The sequence below is a fragment of the Pseudomonas sp. CMR5c genome (assembly GCF_003850545.1).
GTDB classification, from domain to species: Bacteria; Pseudomonadota; Gammaproteobacteria; order Pseudomonadales; family Pseudomonadaceae; genus Aquipseudomonas; species Aquipseudomonas piscis.
The window spans coordinates 3117215-3143437 of the sequence record NZ_CP027705.1 but is presented as its reverse complement, the minus strand read 5'-3'; the positions used below and the strand labels follow the sequence as shown (position 1 = coordinate 3143437).

The window sequence follows — 26223 nt, the reverse complement described above, 5'->3', positions numbered from 1 at the left end:
TGCCGCTAACGACCATCGCGAGCAAGCTTCGCTCCTGCCGGGGATCTTATGCCCCCCGGCAGGAGCGCCCGTTGTGCTCAGGTTCAGCGCAAGGCCCGGCGCAGGACCTTGCCGACGGTGGTCTTGGGTAGCTCTTCGGTACGGAACTCGACGTAGCGCGGCACCTTGTAGCCCGTGAGGTACTCGCGACAGTGGGCGAGCAATTGTTCCTGGGTCAGGTTCGGGTCCTTGCGCACCACGAAGATCTTCACCTTCTCCCCTGTCACTCCATCCTCGACGCCAATGGCCGCCACCTCCGCCACCCCCGGATGCAAGGCCACCACATCCTCGATCTCGTTGGGATACACGTTGAAGCCGGACACCAGGATCATGTCCTTCTTGCGGTCCACCAGGCGGATGAAGCCGCGTTCGTTCATCACCCCGATATCACCGGTGGAGAGCCAGCCATGGCGATCCAGGACCTTGGCGGTTTCCTCGGGCCGCTGCCAGTAGCCCTTCATCACCTGCGGGCCACGTACCTGCAGCTCGCCCTCTTCGCCGATGTCCGCCAACTGGCCGTCCTCGCGTATGAAGCGCACCCAGGTGGAGGGCAACGGCACCCCGATGGTACCGCTGAAGTCGCTTTCACGCATGCGGGAAATATCGATCGGACTGATGCTCACCACCGGCGAGCATTCGGTCAGGCCATAACCTTCGACGATCGGCACCCCGGTGACGTCCTTCCAGCGCTGGGCCACGGCGGTATGGGTGGCCATGCCACCGGCGATCGACAGTTTCAGGTCGGAGAAGTCGCGCCCACGGAACTCCTCGTTCTCCAGCAGGCCATTGAACAGGGTGTTGACCCCGACGATGCCGCTGAACTTCTCCTTGCGCAGGATCATCTGCACCCGCTTCACGTCGCGCGGGTTGGCGATCAGGATGTTGCGCCCGCCCAGGCACATGAACATCAGGCAGTTCACCGTCAGCGACAGCACGTGGTACAGCGGCAGCAGCGTGACGTTGGTTTCCTGCTGGTTTTCGTCCAGCTGGTCGCCGACCCAGGCCTTGGCCTGCATCAGGTTGGCCAGGATGTTGCGGTGGGTGAGCATGGCACCCTTGGCATCGCCCGTGGTACCGCCGGTGTACTGCAAGAAGGCAATGTCGTCCTGCGCAAGGTCCACCGGCCGATGCTCCAGCACCGCCGCCAGCTTCATCATCGCCGGGAAGCGAATCGAGCCTGGCAGATTGAACTTGGGAACCTGCTTCTGCACGTGGCGCAGGACGAAGTTCAGTGCCGCGCCCTTGAAGGTGCCCACCAGGTCGCCGATGGAGGCCACCACGATGTTCTTCAGCTTGCTCCCGGGCATGGCCTGCTCCAGGGTGTGGGCGAAGTTCTCGAAGATCACCACCGTCTCGGCACCGCTGTCCTTGAGCAGGTGCCGCAATTCATGGGCGGTGTACAGCGGGTTGACGTTGACCACCACCGCTCCCACCAGCAGGGTGCCGAACAGGCAGATCGGATACTGCAGGCTGTTGGGCATCATCAACGCCACCCGGTCGCCCTTCTTCACGCCCTTGGACTGCAACCAGGCGGCGAAGGCGAACACCCGCTTCTCCCACAGGTCATAGCCCATCTCGGTGCCAATGCTGACATAGGCCACCCGTTGTCGATACTTGTCCACGTGTTCGAGAAACACCTCGCGCAGCGACTGGTAGCGGTCGATGTCGGCTTCGATATCGCTGGGTACACCCGGCATATAGGCGTTGAGCCAGATACGCTCCACGGGCTGCAGGCTTACGACGCTCATTGGCAGTCTCCTTGTTATTTTATTTTTCGACGATGGCGGTGACACCCAACCCGCCTGCCGCACAGACGGAAATCAATCCGCGGCCTCCACCGCGCTCGTGGATGGCCTTGGCCAGGGATGCCAGCAAGCGTCCGCCGGTGGCGGCAAAAGGATGCCCGCACCCCAGGGAACCGCCATTGACGTTGAGTTTGGCCCGCTCGATGCTGCCCAGTGGTCCTTCGAGCCCGAGCCTGTCCCGACAATAGTCGGCATCTTCCCAAGCCTTGAGGGTGCACAGCACCTGGGCAGCGAAGGCTTCGTGGATCTCATAGAAGTCGAAGTCGCCAAGCCCCAGCCCCTCCCGGGCCAGCATGCGCGGCACCGCGTACGCCGGAGCCATCAGCAGGCCCTCGGTGCCATCGACGAAGTTCACCGCCGCGGTCTCCCCGGTACGCAGATAGGCCAGCACCGGCAGATTGTTGGCTGCGGCCCATTCTTCGCTGGCCAGCAGCACCACCGAGGCGCCATCGGTCAGGGGCGTCGAGTTGCCCGCGGTCAGGGTGCCGTTGTTGCGATCATAGGCCGGGCCCAGGCCGGCGAGCTTCTCCAGGCTGGCATCGGCGCGCAGGTTGTTGTCCCGCGCAAGGCCGCGATACGGCGTCAGCAGGTCGTCGAAAAAACCCCGCTGGTAGGCCGCACTCAACCGCTGGTGGCTGGCCAGGGTCAGTTCGTCCTGGGCCAGGCGCTTGATCTGCCAGCGCTTGGCCATTTCCTCGCAGTGCTCGCCCATGGACAGGCCGGTGCGCGGCTCGCCGTTACGCGGCAGCAATGGCTTGAAGAACATCCCCGGGCGCACCTTGAGCAGGCTGCGCAGCTTGTTGCCGGTACCTTTGGCACGATTGGCCGCAAGCAAGGTGCGACGCAAACCCTCGTTGATGCCGATGGGCGCATCGGAGGTGGTATCGGAACCCCCGGCGATGCCCACCTCGATCTGCCCCAGGGCAATCTTGTTGGCCACCAACAGCGCTGCCTCGAGCCCGGTACCACAGGCCTGCTGGATATCGTAGGCCGGAGTCTGCGGCGACAGCGTGGTGGACATCACGCACTCGCGGGCCAGGTTGAAATCCCGCGAGTGCTTGATCACCGCCCCCGCGGCGAACTCCCCCAGGCGTTGTCCGGCAAGGCCGTACCTGTCCACCAGGCCTTGCAAGGCCGCCACCAGCAGGTCCTGGTTACTGTCGTTGGCGTACACCGTGTTTGAGCGGGCGAACGGAATCCGGTTGCCACCGATGATCGCTACCCGGCGCACTGGCGCCGGATTGAAACTGTACTCAGTCATTACCGAGCTCCCCAGGTCAGTAGGCCGCGCATGTGGGGCTTGTCGCCCGCGTTGTTGCGCACTTCGAATTCATGGCGCGGGCCGTCGGGCACGCGACTCCACAGGCTCACCGAGGCCGGCAGGAAGATCGGCAGCTTGAACTCGCAGTCCAGCTGCGCCGCAGCCAGTGGATGCGGTGGTTGTTGTGCCGCCAGGGCCCGGCCCAGGGTCCACATGCCATGGGCGATGGGCCGGCGGAAACCGAACAGCCGCGCCCCCAGCCAGGAGGTATGGATCGGATTGAAGTCGCCGCTGACCTTGGCGAAACGCCGGCCCAGGTCCCCGGCCAGGCTCCAGCGTTGGGTGCGCACCAGGGCCTGTTCGTCCAGCTCCAGCGCGCCCGCCCAGGGTTCGCCCACAGGGCCGGAGACGCCGCGGCGCAGGTACAGGCTATCGCCCTCCCAGACCAAGCCGCCGCCACTGAAGGCACGAGTGGCGATGGACAATGCCTGGCCCTTGGGATGAGCCACCCAGCGCTCGGCAAAGACTTCCAGGCGCAGGGCCTGGCCCTCCTCCAGGCGCTGATGCTGGCGAATGCGGTTGGCCAGGTGGACCATGCCGCTGGCCGGATAGGGAAAGGTCCGGCTGGTGAGCAGCAATAGATGCAGGGGGAACGCCAGGGTATGGGGGAACGACAGCGGCACCCCATGCTCGCGGCGGAACCCGCAGGCCTGGGCATAACGGGCGACCTGCGTCGCCTGCAGCTCCACCGCCGGGCGCACCAGGCGCTCGGTAGGAAGCTGCGGTGCAGTCTCCAGCTTGGGCTTGCGCAAACCGCGCAGGCCGTCGTAGAGCAACTGGCCACGGGACGGTGGCGGCTCGATGATGCGAATCGCGGAATCGGCGCTCATGGCTCAGGCTCCCAGCAGGCTTTGCCCGCAGACGCGGACCACCTGCCCATTGATCCCGCCCGAAGCCGGATGGGCCAGCCAGGCGATGGTCTCGGCCACATCCACCGCCTGCCCGCCCTGGGACATGGAGTTCATCCGCCGTCCCGCCTCGCGGATCATCAACGGGATCTTCGCGGTCATCTGGGTTTCGATGAATCCCGGAGCCACGCCGTTGACCGTGATCTGCTGGCGAGCCGCCAACGGCGCCAGGGCCTGTACCAGGCCGATGACCCCGGCCTTGGACGTGGCGTAGTTGCTCTGGCCGAGGTTGCCGGCGATACCGGAAATCGACGACACGCAGACAATCCGCCCGCCTGGATTGAGCCCCTGCCCCTCCAGCAGCGCCTGGCTGAGCAGCAACGGCGCTTGCAGATTGACGGCCATGACCTTGCGCCAGGCAGCCTCGGTCATCTTCGCCAGGGTCTTGTCCAGGGTGATGCCGGCGTTGTGCACCACGATATCGAAGGCGCCCTGCTCGGCGACGAACGCCAGCAAGCGCTGGCCGGCATCGGCCGCAGTGATGTCCAGGGCCAGGGCGCTGCCGCCCAAGCTGGCGGCGGCCTGTTGCAGCTCGGCCTCACTCTGTGGGATATCCAGGCACACCACCTGGGCGCCTTCGCGGGCCAGGACCTTGGCGATGGCCAGGCCGATACCGCGACAAGCCCCAGTAACCAGGGCCCGGCGCCCCTCCAGCGGACGCTGCCAATCCAGCTGGCGAGGCACATCCACCGGTTCGCCGATACGCACCACCTGGCCCGAGACATAGGCCGAGGCCCGGGACAGGAAGAAGCGCAGGCTGCTTTCCAGCTCGGCTTCGGCACCGGGCTCGACATACAGCAGCTGTACGGTGATGGCCCGACGCAGCTCCTTGCCCAGGGAGCGCACGAACCCTTCCAGCGCGCGCTGGGCCACGGCCTGCTCCAGCCCGGTGCAATGCTCCGGCGGGGTTCCCAGGATCAGCACCCGGCCATGGGCGGTCAGGCGCCGGACGTTGGCATGGAAGAAGCGGTACAGCTCGTCGAGCTGGGCCACATCGCCCAGCCCGGTGGCGTCGAATACCACGCCCTGGACCTTCACGGTCGAGGGTGCATTGATGCTTGCGGCCTGCGCCGCCACGATGTCGGTGGCGGCGAAGATCCGTTGCAGCTCGCCCAGCAACCGCCCCTCGGGCGCCGCAGCGAGGATCACCGGGTTGATCAGGTTGCCGCCCTGCCCCTCGCGGTTGCGCTGCAGCGGCACCGGTTGTGGCAGGCCGGTGCGCTGGGCCAGCCAGCGGCCCCACCCGGAATTGACGAACGAAAGATAACCGTCAGACATATAAGGATCCCGAACAAAACCAGTAGAGGGTCAATAGGCCGAATCGCTGGCCGCCACCGCGTCTTCGCTGCTGGCGCTGCGTTTGCGCGAGGCTGGCTTGGCGCCCTGCTCGAAGTGCGCCTGGCGCTGCTGCAAGGCCTCCAGCAAACCGAAGTCCTGCGGGAAGTCGTCCACCTGGATCGCGTGGTCGCCGTACTCTACGTAGCGGTCGAGCAACTCATCCTCGTCCTGGCTGATCAACTGCAGCTCCAGAGCCTGTACTCGCCAAACGTCGAAGGCCGTGCGGGAGATCGGCAGCGGCCCCAGGGTGCCCTGCTTGATCGCCGGCTTGAGTCGCGCCTCGATCAGCTCCACCTGCGGTTGCAGGCGGAACGCCAGTTCGCCGTAGGCCAGCTTGTCGATGTCCGGTTGCGGGATATAGGAATCGGCCAGCAGGCGGTCGCGGGTCGCGCCCGGGGTCTGTACCAGTTCGGCGACTTCCGCCAGCAGGCGGTCGCTGGGTTTGTGCTGGGGAATGCCGAACGGGAAGCTCAGGCCGCGAATGATCCGCGCCGCCGCCTTGGACGGGTAGTTTTCCAGCACTTCGGCCAGGGCTTCATGAGCTCGCAGCAGCGCGTCCTGGGCAGCCCAGTGCACCAGGGGCAGATCGGCCTGGGGCCGGCCATCGTCCTCGAAGCGCTTGAACACGCAGGACAGGATGTACAACTGGGAGAGAATGTCGCCCAAACGCCCGGTGATGCTTTCCTTGCGCTTGAGCGCGCCGCCCAACACGCCCATGGAGATGTCCGAAGCCAGGGCCAGCACCACCGACAGGCGCTCGACCTGGCGGTAGTAAGGCGCCAGGGCCTTGTCGGTGTTGCCCGGGGTCTTGATCAGGCGCCCGCCGGTAACCGCATGCACGGCAGCACGCACGGTGTTGGCGAAGACGAAGCTGATATGGCCGAACATGGCGCTGTCGAACGCTTCCAGGCCCTTGCGCCCGGTATCGCGGGCCGCCTCCATCTCGCGAAAGACGTAAGGATGGCAACGGATCAGCCCCTGGCCATAGATGATCAGGCAGCGGGTCATGATGTTCGCGCCTTCCACGGTGATGGCGATCGGGCTCTGCTGATAGGCACGGGCCAGGAAGTTGTTGGGCCCCATGCAGATACCCTTGCCGGCGACGATATCCATACCATCGTTGACGATGATCCGCGCGCGCTCGGTGACATGGTATTTGGCGATGGCCGAGATCACCGAGGGTTTCTCGCCGGCATCCAGGGACGCCACCGATACCCGGCGCACCGAGTCACAGGCATACAGGTGCCCGGACATGCGCGCCAGGGGCGCCTGGACGCCCTCGAACTTGCCGATGGGCAAGCCGAACTGCTTGCGCATCGCCGCATAGGCGGTGGTGCCACGGACCGCGACCTTGCCCAGGCCGACGTTGGACGACGGCAGGGAAATCGCCCGTCCGGCGGCCAGGCACTCCATCAGCATGCGCCAGCCGTTGCCTACCTGCGCCGCGCCGCCAATCACCCACTCCAGGGGAATGAACACATCCTTACCGGTGGTCGGGCCGTTCTGGAACACCGCGTTCAGAGGCCAATGCCGACGTCCGGTATTCACTCCCGGATGGGTGGTGGGAATCAGTGCGCAGGTGATGCCCAGGCTGCCCCTCTTGCCCAGCAGACCGTCCGGGTCTTCGGCGCGAAAAGCCAGGCCCAGCACGGTGGCGATCGGCCCCAGGGTGATGTAGCGCTTGTCCCAGGTGACACGAAAGCCCAGCACTTCCTGGCCCTCGAACTGGCCCTTGCAGACCACGCCGGTATCGGGGATGGCCCCGGCGTCGGAACCGGCATAGGGGCTGGTCAGGGCAAAGCATGGAATGTCTTCGCCACGGGCCAGGCGCGGCAGGTAGTGCTGGCGCTGGGCCTCGGTGCCGTAGTGCAGCAGCAGCTCGGCCGGGCCCAGGGAGTTGGGCACCATGACCGAAATCGCCGCTGCCGAGCAGCGGGTGGAAAGCTTCATCACCACCTGGGAATGGGCATAGTGGGAGAAACCTTTGCCGCCGTACTGCTTGGGAATGATCATCCCCAGGAAGCCGGCTTCCTTGGTGTACTGCCAGGCCTTGGGCGACAGGTCCTGCCAGACCTGGGTGGTTTCCCAGTCGTTGGCCATGTCGCACAGGGTTTCCACTTCGTTGTCCATGAACGCCTGTTCCTCGGCGCTCAGGCTGGCCGGCGCGGCGCCCAGCAGGCGCTTCCAGTCAGGCTTGCCGCTGAACAGCTCGGCATCCCACCACACGGTGCCGGACTCGATGGCTGCGCGTTCGGTATCGGACATGGCCGGCATGATCTTGCGAAACATCGCCAGGGCCTTGCTGGTGAGCAAGACGCGGCGCAGGGGCTTGACCGTCATCAGGGCCGCCGGCAGCACCACCAGCAACACGCCCAGGGCCAGGCCCAGGGTGCCCACCAGGCTCAGCAGATGACCAGCCGCCAGCCACACCAGGCCGGCGCCCAGCCACAGGGCCGCGCTCGCCTGTCGATACGCCAGGGCCAGCGCCGCGGCAACTCCCACCAATAACCAGACAATCATGGAATACCTCTCTTGTTCTAACGAGACAGCTCCTTGGAGCCCGGGCGTTGTGCCGGCCCCTCGGAAACCACACTACAAAGGAACCAAGCGCGTTTCAAATTTTATTTTGAAATTTTTATTTAACGAATTTCAGCAAAACGAAATGGCCGAACGGAGTCAGCCTGGGGGTTGAAAAAATGAATGAAAACGGGCCCTGGAACGGCCCGTTCAGTCAACGACAGCAGCGCAATTCCTTGGCGCTGCCGTTGTGTCTTGCGGGGTCAGCCCTTAGAAGTGATAGGTCGCGGACAGGCTGACCACCTCACCCTTGGCGTTGACTTTGCCGTCCAATCGCGAGGCACCGAGACGATCCACGTTCTGGGTCTTGATCCTGGCTTCCTTGACGAATTGCCGCGAGTAGGCGCCATCGATGGTCAGGCCGGGAATGGCCTTGATGTCGTAGCCAAAACCCAGTGACGTGAACCAGCGATCGTTGTCCGGAATACGTGGGTCACGGGTCGAGTTACGGGTAGGCGTCTGGTCATAGGCCACACCGGCACGCAGAGTCAGCTCATCGGTTAACCGATAGTCACCACCCAGCGAGTACATCATCGTGTTCTTGTACTTGTAAGGGATCGATACCAGGGTATTGCCGTGGGATTTGAGGGTCAGGTCCTCGAACGACGACCATTCGGTCCAGAGCATACTGGCGCCCATGGTGAAACGATCATCGAACACGTGTACCCAATCCAGGCCGAGGGTAGCCGGGATGTCCAGCTTGGCCGTGGCGTTGGCGCCATCCGGATTGAGCTTCAGGCCAGGATAGGCCATCTCTACCAGCGTCTCGCCATTGGGCCCTAGCGGCATGGTGGTGAATCCGCGTCCCTGGGCGTCGGCGTAGATGTTGTACTTCCCTTCCATCTTGTTCTTGATCTTGGCGTGGTAGTTCAAGCCCAAGGTATCGCGATCCGTGGGTTTCCAAACGACGCCGGTGAACCAGCCCACCGAGTTGTTATCCACTTTGACCCGCATCAGGTTCGAACCCAGCCCTGACGGCAGCGGGTTGCCCCCTAACCCGGGAGATACCGAAGCGGAAGCCGTCAGGTTGAGGTTCTGACTGACAAAACCCTTGCTGTGCTGGACGATGACCCCAGCCCCCAGGGAGAAAGTGTCATTGACCTTGAACGACAGCGAACCGGTCAATCCGACGGTCTCGATCTTGGTATCGACGGCGAAGTCACGGATCTTGGAATTGTTTTCGTCCCAGGTACTGCGCATGCCCATGGGAACAACCTGGCTGAGACCGAAAGCGAACCTGTCATTGATCGGCATCACCATGAAGCCGGTAGGCAGCCAGGCAGTGAAACCGCCTTGCCCACCATTGCCAGTCAGAGGAACAGGCCCACCCACGGCTTGGCCATCCGGATCCACGGCTATGGTACTGGCCGGATTGCCCTGGTAGTCATAAGCATCGCCTTTGTACTTCATCTTGATGCGGGCGTAGTCGACCGTCAGTTGTGCAACGTTCTGATCGATAAAGGCCATGGCCGCCGGGTTGTTGAAGGCCGCACTGGGATCGTTCTTGAATAACGAACCACCACCGAATGCACGCCCCCAACCCGGTGCACCATAGGTAGGAGTCGAGAAACCACCCGCCTGTACCGTGCCCGAGCCGATCAAGCCCCCTAGCAGTGCCAAACTAATGGCTGCGTGGATCTTGTGTTTCTTATTATTCATGCCCCACTCCTTTTTATTATCGACTACAGCCGGTTATTTCAGACTTTCCACATTCACTCCAACAGGAACTCCAGAGTGGAACACCTGCTTTAATCCTTATTTAATTATTACTAGATTTTTATTACTGCACATTCAAACTTGGAAGATCAAGCTTCAGAGAGATCAAGCTGCAGCCTCCACTGAGACTTTGGCTAGAGGCCCTGAGAGCACGTTCTTGAGAGATCCACAATACTGAAATGCTGCTGGGCCCACAGTTATTTATAGGAAAGCTTGTGCTAAAACCAAAATTGCTCATGGTACCGTTGATTAGCCCATCGACTTTCCATACCAAGCCAGGTAGAGGAACACTTTTCATTTTGATCATGGAGCACATCGGACCGCCACTTACAGAGAACTGGCTAATAGCCGCTATTTCGCCCTGCACGTCGCCAACGACTGTAACCTTACAAGTTAAAAGGGCTCCAGTGCTTGAAGGAGTAGTTACTACCATTTCACCATGAGAGATGAAAGAGCCTCCAGGAACAATACTTGCCGCATTGGCCATAGATATTATCCCAAGATAAGCGCCTACAATCGCAGCAAGCCTCGAACCCTTGACTTCTTTCATTATCACCCTTCCACATATAATCAAAAAAGCCACTCCAACAAAGTAAAAAACCTAAAATAATTAGATCTTAATCAGAGCAAGCACTTTTAATCTTCGCGTCAAAAAACTTAGCTGTCACTTCGACACTTCTATTCCAACAGGCGCTCCATAAAGGAGCGCCTGTCTTTACAGGGTGATCAACACTTACGGAGTAACAGCGTTACTGCACGCTCAAGCCTGGAGCCTGGACAGCCAGGGAATCCACGCTGCAGTTGCCGCTGAGAGCCTGGTTGTTGGCGCTGATGGTCTTGGTAGCTGGGTCCCACTTCACTGCGATGGTGCTGGCGCCGCAGTTACTGGCTGGGAACGCAACAGTGAAACCAACGTTGGTCACGGTGCCATTGGTCAGGTCATTGGCAGTCAGTACCCAGCCTGGCGATGGGATGTTCTTCAGTTTTGGCAGGCCGCACAGGCCGCCGCCAGTGAGGCTGGCACCGGTGATGGTAGCAACACCACCGCTGACGTTACCGGAGAAGGTAATGCCGCAGGTCACTGGAGCCCCAAACGAAGAAGGCGATTTCACTACGATCGTACCGGCGGAGGTGGTGAAACCGCCTTCAGGAACGATGGTTGCAGCGTTGGCCATGGATGCCGCGCCCAAGCAGACAGCGATGGCAGTAGCGGACACGAGAGTTTTGATGCCTTTCATTGTTGTTTTTCCTCACATGTATGGCGATTTATTCGCCGGGGGTTAATGGCCCTGAACGAGACGACGCGGAGAACAACGACCGAGCTTCCCTTTCCAGCCAAATCTTCAATTCGTTTTATAGGTACACCGTCGACTCAGGGCGCGACCCGGAACGTGGGCGGCATCTGGATCGATACGGTCTTGATGGTGCAACCGCCGTCGAGGCTGACCTGGGTCGCCTCGAGCTTGCCGGTGCTGTTGTTCCAGCTACCTTCGGCGGTGCTCGGCCCGCACTCGCCCCCCACCAGGGGTGCGTGCACCGTGACTCGGATACCTGACATGGCGCCGCTGGTTTCATCCTTGGCGACCAGTTTCCAGGGCAAGTGCGTGGCTTCGACCTGGCCACATTTGAGTCCGCCGCTGAAATCCACTTGCTCGACGCTGGCATAGCTGCCGTCGGCGCTGACCTTGCCGCTGACCTGGATGGTGCAGTCGGCGTTGATGATGCTCTTGGCGAAACTGATGGGGCCCTTGGCGGTGAACGGCGTATTGGCCGGCTCGATACGCGCGGCCTCGGCGGCACCCATCAGCGACACCCCCACCAGGACAACGAACAGACGGGCTGCGAATAGCGGTGAGATAGACATCCGTGACTTCCTTACAGTTGCTTATTGTTGTTGTCGGTCAACGTGTTTAAGGACTTCTGTCTTGCTTTGCTCACCACTCAAGGGGCCGAATCACAGGCGAACACAACCTATTCACGAGCACTTGAGGCGGTGAGCAGTAAAGCTAAAGAGCGGTATCTCAATCGGTTGCGTTGAAGCCGTAACGCTTGAGAATCTCGGCGCGCTTGGCCGGGTGGATGTTGGCCAGTCGCACGTCCCCCGAGTAGTGGGCCAGCACCCGATGATCCATCAGCCGGCGCCAGAGGAACGGCACATAGGCCCAGACGATCATGGTGGCGTAGCCGTAGGGCAACTGGGGGGACTCGTCGAAGTGGCGCAGGGCCTGGTACGCACGGGTCGGGTTGGCATGGTGGTCCGAGTGCCGCTGCAGTTGGAACAGGAAGATGTTGGTGACGATCCGGTTGCTGTTCCAGGAGTGACGTGGCGAGCAGCGCTCGTAGCGACCGTTGGCCTGTTTCTGGCGCAGCAGGCCGTAGTGCTCCACGTAGTTCACCACCTCCAGCAGGGAGAAACCGTAGATGCCCTGGATCACCAGGAAGGGAATCACCGCGACACCGAGCCAGGCGATCAATACGCCCCACAGCACCGCGCTGTACGCCCAGGAACTGAGTACGGTGTTTTTCCAGTGCAGGGTTGGCAGGCCCTGCTTGCGCAGCCGCTCGCTCTCCAGGTGCCAGGCCGAGCGCAGGCTGAACCATACGGTGCGCGGCAGGAAGCTCCAGAACGATTCACCCAGGCGTGAGCTGGCGGGATCTTCCGGCGTTGCTACGCGAACGTGGTGCCCGCGGTTGTGCTCGACGAAGAAGTGTCCATAGAAGGTCGAAGCCAGGGCCAGCTTGGCCAGGAACTTGGCCATCGGCAGGTTCTTGTGTCCCAGTTCATGGGCGATGTTGATGGCGATGCCGGTGGCCGCGCCAGTGGACATGGCCATGCCTATATAGGTGAACCAGGTCACGCTGCCATGCAGCTGCGAACGCTCGGTGACGAATGCCGCGAAGTTCGCCAGACCGCCCTGCAACTGCAGCTGTTCACTCAACTGGACCAGGCCGCCGGCCATGACCCAGTCCACCCCGTGGACCGCCATCCAGGCGGTGACGACCAGGGACAGCACCGAGAGCACGGCGCAGCTGTAGACGATAAAACGGTAGTAGGGTTGTTTTTCCAGGTCCGGAACGGCGGACTCAGGCGGGTTACTGGTGTCTTCGCCGATCAGCCCGTCGATCAGGGGAATCAGGCCGAAAATTACCAGTACACCGATCCACCAGGAGAGCTGGACGCCAGTGAGGAGCGCGAACACTCCGGACAACAAGGGGGTGATCATGGGCAAGGTACCCAGCCACCACAGATGACGCTTGCCATCGGTCCAGACTTGAGGTGCCGCCACTGAAATATTCATGGCAGCCTCCGCAGGATGGCAGTCGACAAGGATGCTATAAAGGAAAGCGCATCAGCGCTGTCCGAAGCGTGAATGAATGAAGATGAAGCGTGAAATGGCGGTATTTTCATTATTTTAACCACTCAATTGCACTTTCAAAAAAAACATTCAAAACATTTTTTAAAATAAATAGCGCGGATTCGATAGCTCGTCAACTATTTTTTCAGTCTGTTTTGAATGTCGCCCGTAAAGCAGTTACAACTGCTGCCAGAGTCGTCGCCAGGTACCGAAAGCACCCCGCATCACGCCCCTAGCCTGCCCGTGAAGCCGCGAACGGCGGATGCAGCACCGTGGCGCTGCGTTGTGGCGCGGCCTGGGAAGCTACCTGATGGACCATCGCCACCACGTGCTCCACGGCGCTGATGGGCAACATGTGCCCACGCCCCTGAACGATTTCCAGCATCAATCCCGGCACCTTGCCGACCATGGCCTCACCATGTCGGCGATAGCTGAGCACCGGGTCCCTGGAGCCGTAGATCAAGCCCACCGGCAGCTTCAGACTCGGGTAATGCTTGACCATGTCGGGCAAGTCCCGGTTGACCACGGCGATCTCGCTGGAAGCGTTGTAGAAGTTGTTCGAGCGCATGCCCAGCAAGCCGCCGCCGCGCACGTCGAAATCTTCGGGCACCGAGTCCGGGGCGAATACCGCCTTGACCAGCTTGTGCCGACCGAGCATGGCCATGGGTGCCGCCAGCGTCAGCGACATCCAGCGGCGCAACAGCGCCGGGCGCACCCCCAGGGACAGGAACACCAGGGGCAGCATGCGTTGGGGGTGGGTGAGCGGCGCGACCAGGACCAGTCCGGACACCGACTGCGGATGGTTCAACGCCAGGGACAAGGCGATAGCGCCGCCCAGTGAGTGCCCGAGCACCAGGGGCTGGTTCAAATCCAGGGCGCGAATGAACTTGGCGACCAGGCTGGCCTGGGCCGGCAGGTCCGCCGGCGCCCCGCGACTACGGGTGGAATAACCGGAACCTGGCCGATCCAGGGTGATCACCCGGTAGCGGTCACGCAACTGCGGCGCCAGGGAATGAGTCAGGTTGCGTCCACACCCGGACAGGCCGTGGATCATCAGCAAGGCGGGCCCCCTGCCCTCATCGGTGTAGTGCAGGCGCTCGCCACCGACTTCGAGGAAACGCCCATTGATCGGCACTTGGCTTTCGATCCGGCGGTCGATGCGAAAACTCACCACCCAGAGCACCACGCTGACTACCAGGAATATCGCCGCCGCTATCAGCCATTCCATGACTCGCCCCCTCGAGCTGCCCCGCACCATGACCGGATCGGAATGATCCGGCTGGCTTGCCGGCCTGGCCTGGTGCCGCCTGTGGCGCTTCGTTCCGCTTGCGGAAGAGCCCCGTAAATCCACAGGCGACGAGCGCAGGTGACATTTGCAGGTGATTTATTTAAATTAATTTTTAAAACATTATTTTAAATTGTGCAATCCTGAGTTTTCATCCACGGACGAAAGTCACCCCAAGCGTCAATACAATCGAGGTACACACAATGAATGCGTACTCGCCACCCGATGACCCCGAGATCGTCGATATCGCCATCATCGGCGCCGGCTTCGCCGGACTGTGCATGGCGATCAAGCTCAAGCAAGCCGGCATCGAGGATTTCTTCGTCGCCGAACAGGCCGCCGCCCTGGGCGGCACCTGGCGCGACAACCACTACCCCGGCTGCGCCTGCGACGTGCAATCCCATGTCTATTCCTTCTCCTTCGCCCCCAATCCGAACTGGACCCGGCAATTCGCCCCGCAACCGGAAATCCGCGAATACCTGGAGAACTGCGCCCGGGATTTCGCCCTGGCCCCCTATCTGCGTTTCGACATGGCCCTTGAGCAGGCAGTCTTCGATGAGGATCGCGAGCGTTGGCAACTGCGCTTCAGCAATGGCCGCCGGGTCAGCGCACGGGTCCTGGTGTCCGGCATGGGCGGCCTGTCGCGCCCGTCGATCCCGGACATCCCTGGGCTGGAGAACTTCACCGGCAAGCGCTTCCACTCCCAGCAGTGGGACCATCGCTATTCTCTGCAAGGCAAGCGGGTGGCCGTGATCGGCACCGGGGCCAGCGCGATCCAGTTCGTGCCCAAGATCGCCCCGCGGGTGGCCCAGCTCAAGCTGTTCCAGCGCACCCCACCGTGGATCATGCCCAAGCCTGACCGGGAGCTCGGCGCCCTGGAGCGCTGGGCCTTCAAGCACCTGCCCTTCACCCAGCGCCTGGCGCGTTCGGCGCTGTACTGGGCCCTGGAAAGCCGGGTGATCGCCTTCGCCCGGCGTCCCAGACTGATGAAGGTGGTGCAACGCGTAGCCCTGCGCCACTTGCGCAAGCAAGTGCCCGACCCATTGCTGCGCCAGCGCCTGACCCCCGACTACACCATCGGCTGCAAGCGCATCCTGATTTCCAACGACTACTACCCGGCGCTGTCCCGGGGCAACGTCGGCGTGGTCAGCGATGCCATCCAGCGGATCGAGGCCGATGCCGTGGTCACCGCCGACGGCAATCGCCATCCGGTGGACTGCATCATCTTCGGCACCGGCTTCCAGGCCACCGACCCGCTGCCCCATGGCCTGCTCTTCGGCCGTCGTGGCCAGGACGTGATGGACTACTGGTCCCGCGGGGCCCATGCCTACCTGGGCACCTGCCTGCCGGGCTTCCCCAACCTGTTCATGATCATCGGCCCCAACACCGGGCTGGGGCATAACTCGATGATCCTGATGATCGAGGCCCAGGTGGACTACATCCTCAAGGCCCTGGAACGGATGCGCCAGGAAGGCATCGGCACCCTTGAGGTCAAGGCCGACGTCGAGCGCCAGTACAACCAGCGCCTGCAGCAACGCCTGGCCGGAGCGATCTGGTCCACCGGCGGTTGCCGCAGCTGGTATCTGGACCCGCGCAGCGGGCAGAACACCACGCTCTGGCCCGGTTCCACCTTGAGCTTTCGCAAGGCCGTGCAGCACTTTGAGCTGCAGGACTACCTGGCCAGCCGCCTGCCGGCTGCCGCTGTCGCCAGCGCGCCGGTCGTCGCGCGCCCACTGAACCTGCAAGAGGCCGCCACCCATGAAGAACTTTAACGGTAAAGTCGCCGCCATCACCGGCGCCGCCTCAGGCATGGGCCGTGCCCTGGCCATAGCCCTGGCCCGGGAAGGCTGCCACCTGGCCCTGGCCGACAAGAACCCCCAGGGCCTGGCCCAGACCGTGGCCCAGGCCCGCGCCGCCACCTTGTTGCCGTTGCGCATCAGCAGCCAGGAACTGGACGTCGGCGACCGTGACGCGATGTTCGCCTGGGCTGCCGCCAGCGCCGCCGAGCATGGCCAGATCAACCTGATCTTCAACAACGCCGGCGTGGCCCTGTCGAGCACCGTCGAAGGCTCGAGCCTGGCGGACCTGGAGTGGATCGTCGACGTCAATTTCTGGGGCGTGGTGCACGGCACCCAGGCCTTCCTGCCCTACCTCAAGCAGGCGGGCGAAGGTCACATCATCAACACCTCCAGCGTGTTCGGGTTGTTCTCGCAACCGGGCATGAGCGGCTACAACGCCACCAAATTCGCCGTGCGCGGCTTTACCGAGTCCCTGCGCCAGGAACTGGACCTGCAGGGCAACGGGGTCTCGGCCACCTGCGTGCATCCAGGCGGCATCCGTACCGAGATCGCACGCACCAGCCGCATCAGCGACAACGTCAAGGGGTTCTTGATCGACAACGAACAACAGGCCCGCGACGACTTCGAGAAACTGTTCATCACCTCGGCAGAAACCGCGGCCAAGGTGATCCTGCTGGGCGTGCGCAAGAACAAGCGCCGGGTGCTGATCGGCCGCGATGCGCATTTTCTCGACCTGTTCATCCGCCTGCTGCCCAGCGCCTACCAGGCCCTGGTGGTGTGGGCCAGCCGGCGCATGGCGCCCAAGCCTGGCAAACAGCACGCGCCAGTCTACGAACCCCAGGACGAGCGCGGCCTCTAGGCCGCCCTTGCCATGTCTAGAGGAGCGACAGCCATGCTGCCCATCCGCCGCGACATCAAGGTCGAACTGCCTGCCGAGCGCATCTGCGACTGGCATGAACAAGGCAGCCACGTGACCCATTTCTTCAATGCCCTGTCCCTGCTGTTTCCTTCCGGCGAGCTGTTCTTCATGGACAGCGTGCGCCACTATCGCGAGCGCATCCACGACCCCGAACTCAAGCGCCAGATCCAGGGTTTCATCGGCCAGGAGGCCATGCACAGCCGCGAACACCAGCACTACAACGACCTGCTGCAGGACGCCGGCTTGCCGGCCCACCTGCTGGACCGAAGGCTGCGGATGATCCTCGACTTCCAGAAGAAGCACTTCGCACCGGCGTTCAACCTGGCCCTGACCATCGCCCTGGAGCACTACACGGCGATCCTCGCCGACCTGCTGCTGCGCGACCCCAGCCGTTTCGGCGCTTCGGTCGAAGGCTACCGGCAGATGTGGCAATGGCACGCCCTCGAGGAAACCGAGCACAAGGCGGTGGCCTATGACGTGTGGAACACCGTGCTCAAGCCAGGACCCAAGCGCTACCTGATACGTACCGGCACCATGCTGTTCACCACCCTGACCTTCTGGCTGGTGGTGTTCGATTTCCATGTGCGCATGCTGATCGCCGATCGCAAGCGCGGCGGCCACTGGCGCGGAATGTGGCAGGTGATCAAGTACCTGTACGGCCCCAAGGGCGTGTTCCCACGGATCGCCCTGCCCTGGCTGCAGTACTTCAAGCCGGGCTTTCACCCCTGGGACCATGACAACCGCCACCAGCTGCAACGCATCGATGGCCTGGTGCAGGACATCCAGCAGACTCGCGCCGCAGCGACCAAGTGACGTGGGCCAAGCACCCTCGATCGACAATCCGCCGGCAGCGCCATGGCTGCCGGCACTCATCCGGCCAGCCACCGGACAACCTTGATGCAAGGCACCGGCCGGCATCCAGCTACGCCCCGCCAGCCGCCTGCTAATCTGCAGCGGACCTTGTGTGCCGCGAGCCTGCGCCATGTTCCTGATCTTGCTGCCCCACCTGGGTTACGACCCCACCGAAAGCAGCCTGCCCTGGCAGGCCGCCCGCGCCGCCGGCTTCGAGGCCTGCTTCGCCACGCCCCTGGGAATGCCGGCCTATGCCGATGCACGACTGGTAAGCATAGGTTTCGGCCCGCTAAATCCCGTGTTGATGACCCGCGCGGCAGATCTCGAGCACTACCGGCAGATGACCTGTGACCCGGCCTTTCGCAGCCCCCTGGGGTATGCCGAGGTCGACCCGCAGGCGTTCGAAGGGCTGCTGATCCCCGGCGGTCATGCCCGGGGCATGCGCAGCCTGCTGGAGTCGGAGCAGGTACGGCGAATCATCCTGGCGTTCTTCCAGGCCGACAGACCGGTGGCAGCGGTCTGCCATGGCCCCCTGGCCCTGGCCCGCTGCATCGATCCGCAAAGCGGACGCTCGGTGCTCTACGGACGCAAGGTCACCGCCTTGCTGGCCGGCCCCATGGAGCTGATGGCCTGGATCGTCACCGCGCCATGGCTGGGCCGCTACTACCGTACCTACGACCAATGCGTCGAGCAGGAGATCAGGGCGGTGCTGGCCAGCCCGGCGGACTTCCTGCGCGGCCCGCTGCTACCCCGGCGCGACTCGGCGGAGCATCCCGAGCGCGGTTTCGTGGTCCGTGACGGCAACCTGCTGACCGCCCGCTGGCCTGGGGATTGCCACCGTTTCGCCAACGAGTGGGTGAGGCTGTTGCAGCAAGCGTGCGCGGCCGCGCCTCAGCCGCTGCAGGCCAGCCGCTGACCGGGCTTGAAGGCATGCCGATGGGCACTCCAGACCAGCACCAGCCCTACCACGGCCAGCGCCGCCATCGCCCAGGGGAACGACCCCGCACCATGGCGTTGCAGCAACAGGCCGCCCACCACACCGCCGCCGGCGATCCCCAGGTTGAAGATGGTCACCAGCATCGACTGGGCTACCTCGGCGCCCTCCCCGGCAGCATCCGCCACCGCCGTCTGCAGCAGGGTCGGCGCGCCCCCGAAGCTCAAGCCCCAGGCGACGATGGCCGGCCACACCAACCACGGCTGTTCGGCGCCGATCCCCAGGAGCAACGACGCCAGGGCGAAGCCGGCCAGGCTGCACAGGGCCAGCCCGCGCAACCAGCGGTCCACCAGCAGCCCGGTGCCCCAGATGCCCAGCAGCGAGGCCAGGCCGAACAGCAACAAAGCCCGGTCCAGGGCGCCGGCCAGCCCCAGGGATTCGAGGAATGGGGCGATGTAGGTGTAGAGAATGTTGTGGGCCAGGATCCAGGCGAAGATCACCAGCAGCGCCTGGACAATCCCCGGGGCCAGGAAAATCTCCAGCACCGGTTGGCGTCGTTCGGCCTGCTGGCCGGGATGATCGGGCACCGCCAGGCGTACCCAGACCCACAGTCCCAGGGCCAACAGCGACAAGCCCCAGAACACCAGTTGCCAGTCCATCCAGCCTCCCAGCCAGGTGCCCAGCGGCACGCCCAGGCACAGGGCCAGCGGCTGGCCCACCCCGACCACCGCCAGGGCCCGCCCCTGCAACGCCGGGACCACCAGGCGCCGAGCGTAACCGGCCAACAAACCCCAGATCAGCCCTGCGGCCATGCCGGCGGCGAACCGCACGGCCAGGGTCAAGCCGTAATGAGTCGAAAGCGCCGTGAGACTGTTGCACAACAGCAAGCCGCCGATAGCCAGCAGTAGCAATGGTCGGCGCCGCCAGCTGCGGGTCGCGGCGATCAACGGAATGGCCGCCACCACCGAGCCCAGGGCATAGACGCTGATCAACTGCCCGGCCATGGCCGGGTCGATGGCCAGGCCAGTGCTGATCTGGGGCAGTAGCCCGGCAGGCAGGGTCTCGGTAACGATGGCGATGAAGCCGGCCAGGGTCAGGGCCAGCAGGCGCCAGACCGGCAGCCGGCTGGCAACGGCCGGCACAGGTGGGTGGATAGTCATCCGCAAGGTACTCACGCAGGAAGAGAACAAAGCGCCGCCAGGCACAGTCGGACCGCGCCTGTACACGCCCAGGATCGATTGGAGCAGCAGGCTCAGGCCAGGTAGGAGGCGGCCATGTCCTTGTCGCCGTGGCCCAGGTCCAGTGCACGCTGGAAACGCTGGATGCCGGCTTCGGCCAGGTCCACCCTGACCCCAGCCTGCTGCGCCGCGGCCACCATCAATTGGGCGTCCTTCAGGGCGTTGGCCAGGGTGAAGCTCGGACGGTAGTCGTCATTGAGCATGGCGGCGGTCTTGGCCTGGAAATAACCACTGTCCAGCGGACCACCCGTCACCAGCTCCACCACCAGCGCCGGATCCACTCCCAGCCCCTTGGCCAGGGCCAGGCTTTCCGCCGCTCCGTGGGTCAAGGCCAGGACCCAGCTGTTGAGGGCCAACTTCAAGCGGCTGGCGCCGCCGGGCTGCTCACTGGCCCACAGCACCCGCTTGGCAATGGCATCGAACAGTGGCTGCAACTCGGCCCGGTGCGCCTCGGGCCCCGCCCCCAGCACCAGCAGTTGTCCCTGCTCCGCCGGTTGTCGGGTACCCAGTACCGGAGCGTCGTAGAACACCAGCTCCCGGGCCCGGGCAAACGCCTCCAGCTCGGCGCAGGCCTGGACGCCCACGGTGGCCATCTGCAACCACAGCGTGCCCGGTTGCAAGGCACTGGCGGCCTGCTCCATGGCTGCCAGCACCGCCGGCCCGTCCTTGTGCAGGGTGATGATCACCTCGGCCCCGCCTACGGCTTCGCTCGCCTGCGTGCAAAACCGGACCCCATCGGCTGCCAGTGCCTGGGCCTTGTGCGGCGTGCGGTTCCAGGCCCGCACGGCGAACCCCTGGCGTTGCAGGTTGCGCGCCACCGCGGCGCCCATGATGCCGATACCCAGTACAGCCACGGAACGCAATTGCTTGGTCATCTTCGATTTCTCCGGTTTCAGCAAATTAATGGAATGATCATTCCAATACAGGACAAAAAAACCGGCCATTCCACCGGATGGCCGATCGACAATCAGTCTTGCCCATGGTTCGCAGCTTGGGGAACTAGGCCAGGCTGGCCAAGGCTACCTCCACCACATCCAGCAGACGGCGACGGCGCTCCTGCGGCAAACTGCCCTTGCCCAGCACCCGCAGGCCCTGGACGGTGCATACCACGAAGCTGGCCAGGGCCCGGGGATCCTTGTGCGCGGCGACCTGCCCCTGCTCCTGGCCGCGGCGCAACAGCCGCTCCAGGGCGGCCTCGATACGCTGGAAGTTCTGCGCCACCAGTTGCGCCACCAGCGAATCCTGCCCGGCGACCTCGAGCGCGGCATTGGCCGCCAGGCAGCCCAGGCGCTGGTCGTCTTGCAGTTCGTTGTCGACGATCTTCATCAACAGGCGCCGGACCAGCTCCGGGGCCGGGGCGTCTTCGGCCAGCAGCTCGACGTTGGCCGTGGTCAATTGCTGGTAGCGCTTGAGCGCGCAGGTGTACAGGCCGTGCTTGCTGTCGAAGGCGTTGTACAGGCTGCTGCGACTCAGGCCAGTGCCCTCCACCAGGTCCTGGATCGAGGTGGCGGCATACCCGCGCTGCCAGAACACCTGCATGGCCGCATCGGCGATCTGGTCAGGGTCGAACTCCTTGGGACGCACGGCAAGTACCTTTTCTGGAATGAACGTTCCACAATTTAGAGGTACAAGCGCTGTTCGTCAACCGCCCCGGAGAAGGCTCCAGGGCGGCGAGCTGGTTTCAAGCGTGGACCCAGCGCCGATGCAGATCCCGGGCCAGGGCATCGAGGACAAAACCGAGGACGCCGATCAGCAGCACCATGGCCATCAGTTCCGAGTAGGCCAGGCGATCGCGGGTATCGAGGATGAAATACCCCAGGCCGGCACTGACCCCGAGCATCTCGCACGGCACCAGCACGATCCACAGGATGCCGATGGCCAGGCGCACGCCGGTCAGTACATGCCCCAGCACTCCCGGCAGGATCACCTTGCGCAGGGTTTCCCAGCGCGTGGCACTCAGGCTGCGGCTCAGTTGCAGCCAGCGCGGGTCCAGTTGCCGCACCCCGGCTGCGGTGTTGAGCAGGATCGGCCACAGGGCGGCGAAGGCCAGCAGGAAATAGATCGGCTGGTCGCCCACGCCCATCAGCATCACCACCACCGGCATCCAGGACAGCGGCGAGATCATCCGCAGGAACTGGAACGCCGGGGTGGTGGCCGCCTCCAGATGCCGATAGCTGCCCACCAGCAAGCCCAGGGGCACGCCGATCAACAGGGCCAGCAGCAGCCCCACCAGGATCCGCTTGAGGCTCACCCAGACATGTTCGTACACCTGGGGTTGCCCAAGCAGCTCGAACAGGCTGGCGAACGTCGCCTCGGGAGAGAAGCGGGCCGCCAGTCCATCGTCACCCGCCAGGTGCACGCCCAGCCACCAGCCCAGCAACAGGCTCGCCAGCCCGGCCAGCCCCAGGCCCCAATGCCCCAGGGAGGAAGGTCGCTTGTCCATCAAGGGGCGAACTCCTCACTGCGCTCGAAGCTATCGGCCAGGCCAAAAGCCTTGAGCCCGCCGACGCTGGCGATGGCGTTGCGCACGAAGCGATCGTCCACCAGGTCCCGGGCAGTGTGCTGGGGGTCGAGAGCGGCAAGGAAACCCTTGTCGCCTTCGATCAAGGTGTCCTTCAGGCGCTTGACCAACTCCTCGGTGTAGCTGGGGAACGGATACGGCTGGAAGTCGATACGCTGCTCATCCCATTGGCCATTGCGGATCGCTCCACTGGCCAGGTAAGCCTCGCGGTCCGTGGCGGCTGGCGCCAACACCCGGTCCAGCACCTGGGGCGCGTGGGGGGTGTAGCGGTTGCTGCCGTCCTTGGACAGCAATCGGGCGGCTTCGGCGCGGTGGTCGCGGGTCCAGAGCTGGGCCTTGACGATGGCGTTGACCACCTTCTGCGACCACTCGGGACGGTTGTTCAAGTCTTGCTCGTGCATGAACACCACGCAGCAGGCGTGGTTGCGCCAGACATCACCGGTGAAGCGTTGTACCCGGCCGACCTTGAGTTCCTCGGCCAGGGCATTGAAGGGCTCGGCGACGATGTAGCCGGCAATGCGCTTGCTGGCCAGGGCCGGCGGCATGTCCGACGGCGGCAGCACTACCAGGTTGACCTCGTTGGCGCCCAGGGCGCTGCCTGCGGCCTTGCTCACCGGCACCAGGCCGTTGTCGCGCAGCAGCTGCTGCAGCACCACGTTGTGGATCGAGTACCAGAACGGAATCGCCAGGGACTGCCCCGCCAACTGCCGGACCTCGGTGATGCCGGGAGCCACGGTCAGGCCGGAACCGCCGACATGGTTCCAGGCCACCACCTTGGCCGGCACCTTGCTGCCGTAGCGGGCCCAGACGGTCATCGGCGACAGCAGGTGGATGACGTTGACCTGTCCGGAGATAAAGGCCTCGATCACTTGGGCCCAACTGCGTAACAGCACCGGGCGCTCGGCCTTGATTCCCTCGGCCTCGAACAGGCCGTTGTTGTGGGCGACCAACAATGGCGTGGCATCGGTGATCGGCAGGTAGCCGATGCGTACCGGCGCATCCGGCTCCAGGGCCGCGCGAGCCTGCAGGCTGTTGAGCAGCGGCAAGGCGCCACCGGCGGTCAGTAGCGCGCTGAGCTTGAGGAAGTCACGACGCGTGTGGGTGAAGTCGTCCAGGCACATGGTCAATCTCCGACGGTGCAGGCAAAGGGGAAGTGAGAGGGTTGCGGCTCGCCCGCCGAAGGGTCTTGAGAATCTCGATGCGCAAGGCGCCCAGTTCCTCGATCCGTTCGGCGCGCGGAGCCGGCAGGTCGATACGCCACTGGCCGAGGATGTGCGCCGGGCTGTTACCCAGTAGCAGCACCCGGTCGGACAGCAGCAGGGCCTCATCGATATCGTGGGTGATCAGCAGCGCCGCAGTGCGGTGCTGGCCGATCACCTGGAGCAGCAGTTGCTGCATGTCGGCCCGGGTCACCTCGTCCAGGGCGCCGAAGGGCTCGTCCAGCAACAGCACCTGGGGTTGGCGGGCCAGGCAGCGGGCCAGCGCGGTACGCTGGGCCATGCCGCCCGACAACTGCGCCGGGTAGCGCTGGCGCGCATGTTCCAGGCCGACATCGGCGATGGCCTGGTCGATGCGCTCCTTGCGCTGGCGGGCACTCAGGTGCGGCTGGCGAGCGAAGTCCAGGCCAAAGGCGACGTTGTGTTCAAGGTTCAGCCAGGGCAGCAGGCTCGGGTCCTGGAAAGCCACCGCAACCCGTGGATGGGGGCCTTCCAGCACCTCGCCGGCCAGGCTCACCTGGCCCTTGTGCGGTACCTGCAAACCGGCCAGGACCCGCAGCAGGCTGGATTTGCCGACGCCGCTGGGCCCTAGTACCGAGACCACTTCCCCGGCTTGCAACTGCAGGTCGAAGTCTTCCAGTACCGAGTGCCAGCCATCTGGCCCGTGGTACCCCAGGCTCACCTGCCGGGCGTTCAACAGGCCGCTCATGCAGCGTTCCGCGCCTGGCGTTGCAGCTCGGCGCGCAGTTGCACCAGGCTTGGGGTGACGATGGGCACGAACGCCGACTCACGCCAGCGCCGGGCGAACCCACTGCCGTGCTCGCACAGGTAGGCCTTGCCGCCACTGGCCTGCAGTTCCAGTTGCACGGCACTGGCAGTGACCTCGGCCAGGGCGATGCGCACCCGGAACAGCGCGGCTGGCTGGCTGAGGAAGCGTCCATCGAGCAGGCCGGCCTTGAGCTCCGTAACGCTCTGCTCCAGCGCCTGGCGCTGCTGCTGCAGAGGCTCCTGGAGTATCGAACGCTCCCCCAGGTGGCTCCCGACTTCGGCCAGGGCCCGGCGCGCCAGGCCAATGGACAAGGCGCATTGCAAGCCGAGGAACCCAGGACGTACCGCCGGCAGGAACACCCGGGCGTCGTCGTGCAGAAGCCAGTCGCGAGTGAGCTGCACCTGCTCCAGGCCCAGGGCCGCGGTGTTGCTCGATTGCAGGCCCATCAGTTGCAGGTCGTCGGAACGCTGCAGGCCCGGCAAGGCATCGGGGATCGCCAGGATCAAGGGCGCACCGCCCTCCTCGCGTTCCACCGCCGCGGCCACCACGAACCCGCTCCTGCGCAGGTTGGTGACCCAGTGCAGGCGCCCGTTCAGGCTCCAGCCGTGTTCCTGGTCCCGGGCGCGGACCTGCAGGGCCTCGATTCCGGAAAGGTACTTCATGGCGTTGGACAGCCCAGTGGCACCGGCCAGCTCGCCACTGAGCAGCGCTGGCAACAGGCGCTCGCGCAGGGCCTGGTTGGGGCTGTGCAGCAAGTACTCGATGAAGGCCCGTTGGCCCCAGCAGACGAACGCTGCCGCCAGGGAATGACTGGCCACTTCGGCCATGGCCTCCAGGGTATCGGTCAGGTCGCCGCCGCTTCCCCCCAGTTCCTGGTCGATGCCGATCCGTAGCACGCCACCGGCCGCCAGCTGGGCGAGCACCGACTGCGGGTCGCATTGCCCCAGGTCCAGTGCCTGGGCCTGGGCATCCAGCCATTGACTCAATTGCGTATCGAGCATGTGATTTCTCCTTGAAAAAGGCGCCGCCAACCTGCCGGCGCCCTGGCTCATTGACCTTGCGCGGACCAGCGATACTTGGCCAGCTCGGGGTTCAGTTCAGTACCGGCGAACACGTTGGCGAAGTTGCACAGGGTCGCCAGGCTGATGCCCAGGATCACCTCCAGGGCATTGCCTTCGCTGTATCCTGCGGCCTTGAATTCGGCATAACGCTGGTCGCTGACCTTGCCACGGGTGGCGATGACTTCCCGGGCGAAGGCCGCCAGGGCCTCCAGCCGGACCTCGGGCAAGGTGCTCTGCTCACGCAGGGCGCTGACCACCGGATCGGCGAGTTTGGCCTTGTTCAGGGCCACGGCGGTATGACCTGCGACACAAAAATCGCAACCATGGGTGGTCGCGGCAATCAATTGCACCACTTCACGCTCGGCCAGGCTCAGTTCGGACTTGGCGTTGAGTCCCGAGACCGTGACATAGGTTTCCAGGGCAGCCGGGGCATTGGCCAGGATGCCCAGCAGGTTGGGAATGTAGCCTGAGTTCTTCTGGGCGTTTTCCAGGAATGGCCGGGCCGCTTCTGGAGCGCTGGACAAGGTGTGTAGAGTGACGCGGGACATGGAGTGGACTCCTGCTGTGT

At 64.0% G+C, this 26223-nt stretch carries 23 protein-coding genes; 4 read left to right on the top strand and 19 right to left on the bottom strand.

Annotation, left to right across the window (positions count from 1 at the left end; translation table 11 throughout):
- Positions 1–83 precede the first annotated feature (83 nt).
- From C4K40_RS14525 to C4K40_RS14475, 11 genes are all read right to left on the bottom strand, one after another.
- Positions 84–1787, bottom strand: a complete 1704-nt coding sequence (locus tag C4K40_RS14525; RefSeq protein WP_053129529.1) for an AMP-binding protein — start codon at positions 1785–1787, stop codon at positions 84–86.
- 19 nt (positions 1788–1806) lie between these two features.
- Complete coding sequence (locus C4K40_RS14520; protein WP_022644333.1) at positions 1807–3105, bottom strand: acetyl-CoA C-acetyltransferase; 1299 nt, start codon at positions 3103–3105, stop codon at positions 1807–1809.
- Positions 3105–3995: a MaoC/PaaZ C-terminal domain-containing protein gene (locus tag C4K40_RS14515; RefSeq protein WP_053129527.1), complete on the bottom strand. Its 891-nt coding sequence runs from the start codon at positions 3993–3995 to the stop codon at positions 3105–3107. Before C4K40_RS14515 ends, C4K40_RS14520 begins: the two co-directional genes overlap by 1 nt.
- Before the next feature lie 3 nt (positions 3996–3998).
- Positions 3999–5351 carry a 3-oxoacyl-ACP reductase gene (locus C4K40_RS14510; RefSeq protein ID WP_022644331.1) on the bottom strand — a complete coding sequence of 451 codons (1353 nt, stop codon included), beginning with the start codon at positions 5349–5351 and terminating at the stop codon, positions 3999–4001.
- Positions 5352–5381: 30 nt separating this feature from the next.
- Complete coding sequence (locus tag C4K40_RS14505) at positions 5382–7931, bottom strand: acyl-CoA dehydrogenase (RefSeq protein ID WP_053129526.1); 2550 nt, start codon at positions 7929–7931, stop codon at positions 5382–5384.
- Positions 7932–8198: 267 nt separating this feature from the next.
- Positions 8199–9647 carry an outer membrane protein transport protein gene (locus tag C4K40_RS14500; RefSeq protein ID WP_053129524.1) on the bottom strand — a complete coding sequence of 483 codons (1449 nt, stop codon included), beginning with the start codon at positions 9645–9647 and terminating at the stop codon, positions 8199–8201.
- A gap of 121 nt (positions 9648–9768) precedes the next feature.
- Positions 9769–10254, bottom strand: a complete 486-nt coding sequence (gene praB, locus C4K40_RS14495; RefSeq protein ID WP_124421312.1) for an alkane oxidation protein activator PraB — start codon at positions 10252–10254, stop codon at positions 9769–9771.
- Between the two features lie 199 nt (positions 10255–10453).
- Complete coding sequence (gene praB / locus C4K40_RS14490) at positions 10454–10942, bottom strand: alkane oxidation protein activator PraB (protein WP_053129522.1); 489 nt, start codon at positions 10940–10942, stop codon at positions 10454–10456.
- Between the two features lie 134 nt (positions 10943–11076).
- Positions 11077–11568 carry an alkane oxidation protein activator PraA gene (gene praA / locus C4K40_RS14485; RefSeq protein ID WP_022644327.1) on the bottom strand — a complete coding sequence of 164 codons (492 nt, stop codon included), beginning with the start codon at positions 11566–11568 and terminating at the stop codon, positions 11077–11079.
- Positions 11569–11725: 157 nt separating this feature from the next.
- Positions 11726–13003, bottom strand: coding sequence for an alkane 1-monooxygenase (locus C4K40_RS14480; protein WP_053129520.1), 1278 nt, complete (start codon positions 13001–13003; stop codon positions 11726–11728).
- Between the two features lie 289 nt (positions 13004–13292).
- A complete protein-coding gene (locus C4K40_RS14475) occupies positions 13293–14288 on the bottom strand; it encodes an alpha/beta fold hydrolase (RefSeq protein ID WP_053129519.1) in 996 nt (331 codons plus the stop codon).
- Positions 14289–14548: 260 nt separating this feature from the next.
- On the opposite strand from C4K40_RS14475, the gene C4K40_RS14470 reads away from it, so the two are divergent.
- The 4 genes from C4K40_RS14470 (at position 14549) to C4K40_RS14455 (ending at position 18831) form a co-directional block, all read left to right on the top strand.
- Entirely contained in the window at positions 14549–16117 is a 1569-nt protein-coding gene (locus C4K40_RS14470; protein WP_053129516.1) for an NAD(P)/FAD-dependent oxidoreductase, read from the top strand.
- Complete coding sequence (locus tag C4K40_RS14465; RefSeq protein ID WP_022644322.1) at positions 16104–17003, top strand: SDR family oxidoreductase; 900 nt, start codon at positions 16104–16106, stop codon at positions 17001–17003. Before C4K40_RS14470 ends, C4K40_RS14465 begins: the two co-directional genes overlap by 14 nt.
- A 33-nt stretch (positions 17004–17036) precedes the next feature.
- Entirely contained in the window at positions 17037–17876 is an 840-nt protein-coding gene (locus C4K40_RS14460) for a metal-dependent hydrolase (protein WP_022644321.1), read from the top strand.
- A 169-nt stretch (positions 17877–18045) separates the two neighbouring features.
- On the top strand, positions 18046–18831 hold the full coding sequence (locus C4K40_RS14455) for a type 1 glutamine amidotransferase domain-containing protein (protein ID WP_053129513.1): 786 nt from the start codon (positions 18046–18048) through the stop codon (positions 18829–18831).
- On the opposite strand, the gene C4K40_RS14450 is transcribed toward C4K40_RS14455, so the two are convergent.
- From C4K40_RS14450 to C4K40_RS14415, 8 genes are all read right to left on the bottom strand, one after another.
- On the bottom strand, positions 18807–20009 hold the full coding sequence (locus C4K40_RS14450; protein WP_053129510.1) for an MFS transporter: 1203 nt from the start codon (positions 20007–20009) through the stop codon (positions 18807–18809). The genes C4K40_RS14455 and C4K40_RS14450 overlap by 25 nt on opposite strands.
- 92 nt (positions 20010–20101) lie before the next feature.
- The gene (locus tag C4K40_RS14445) at positions 20102–20962 is read right to left on the bottom strand and encodes an NAD(P)-dependent oxidoreductase (protein WP_053129507.1); all 861 of its coding nucleotides are present in this window, start codon (positions 20960–20962) and stop codon (positions 20102–20104) included.
- Between the two features lie 124 nt (positions 20963–21086).
- Positions 21087–21671 carry a TetR/AcrR family transcriptional regulator gene (locus tag C4K40_RS14440; protein WP_022644316.1) on the bottom strand — a complete coding sequence of 195 codons (585 nt, stop codon included), beginning with the start codon at positions 21669–21671 and terminating at the stop codon, positions 21087–21089.
- A gap of 97 nt (positions 21672–21768) precedes the next feature.
- Complete coding sequence (locus tag C4K40_RS14435) at positions 21769–22530, bottom strand: ABC transporter permease (protein WP_053129504.1); 762 nt, start codon at positions 22528–22530, stop codon at positions 21769–21771.
- On the bottom strand, positions 22530–23729 hold the full coding sequence (locus tag C4K40_RS14430; protein ID WP_053129501.1) for an ABC transporter substrate-binding protein: 1200 nt from the start codon (positions 23727–23729) through the stop codon (positions 22530–22532). The genes C4K40_RS14435 and C4K40_RS14430 overlap by 1 nt, the downstream gene beginning before the upstream one ends.
- Positions 23695–24534, bottom strand: a complete 840-nt coding sequence (locus tag C4K40_RS14425) for an ABC transporter ATP-binding protein (RefSeq protein ID WP_053129498.1) — start codon at positions 24532–24534, stop codon at positions 23695–23697. The genes C4K40_RS14430 and C4K40_RS14425 overlap by 35 nt, the downstream gene beginning before the upstream one ends.
- The gene (locus C4K40_RS14420; RefSeq protein WP_053129495.1) at positions 24531–25595 is read right to left on the bottom strand and encodes an acyl-CoA dehydrogenase family protein; all 1065 of its coding nucleotides are present in this window, start codon (positions 25593–25595) and stop codon (positions 24531–24533) included. The genes C4K40_RS14425 and C4K40_RS14420 overlap by 4 nt, the downstream gene beginning before the upstream one ends.
- Positions 25596–25642: 47 nt before the next feature.
- Positions 25643–26203: a carboxymuconolactone decarboxylase family protein gene (locus C4K40_RS14415; protein WP_053129492.1), complete on the bottom strand. Its 561-nt coding sequence runs from the start codon at positions 26201–26203 to the stop codon at positions 25643–25645.
- Positions 26204–26223 lie beyond the last annotated feature (20 nt).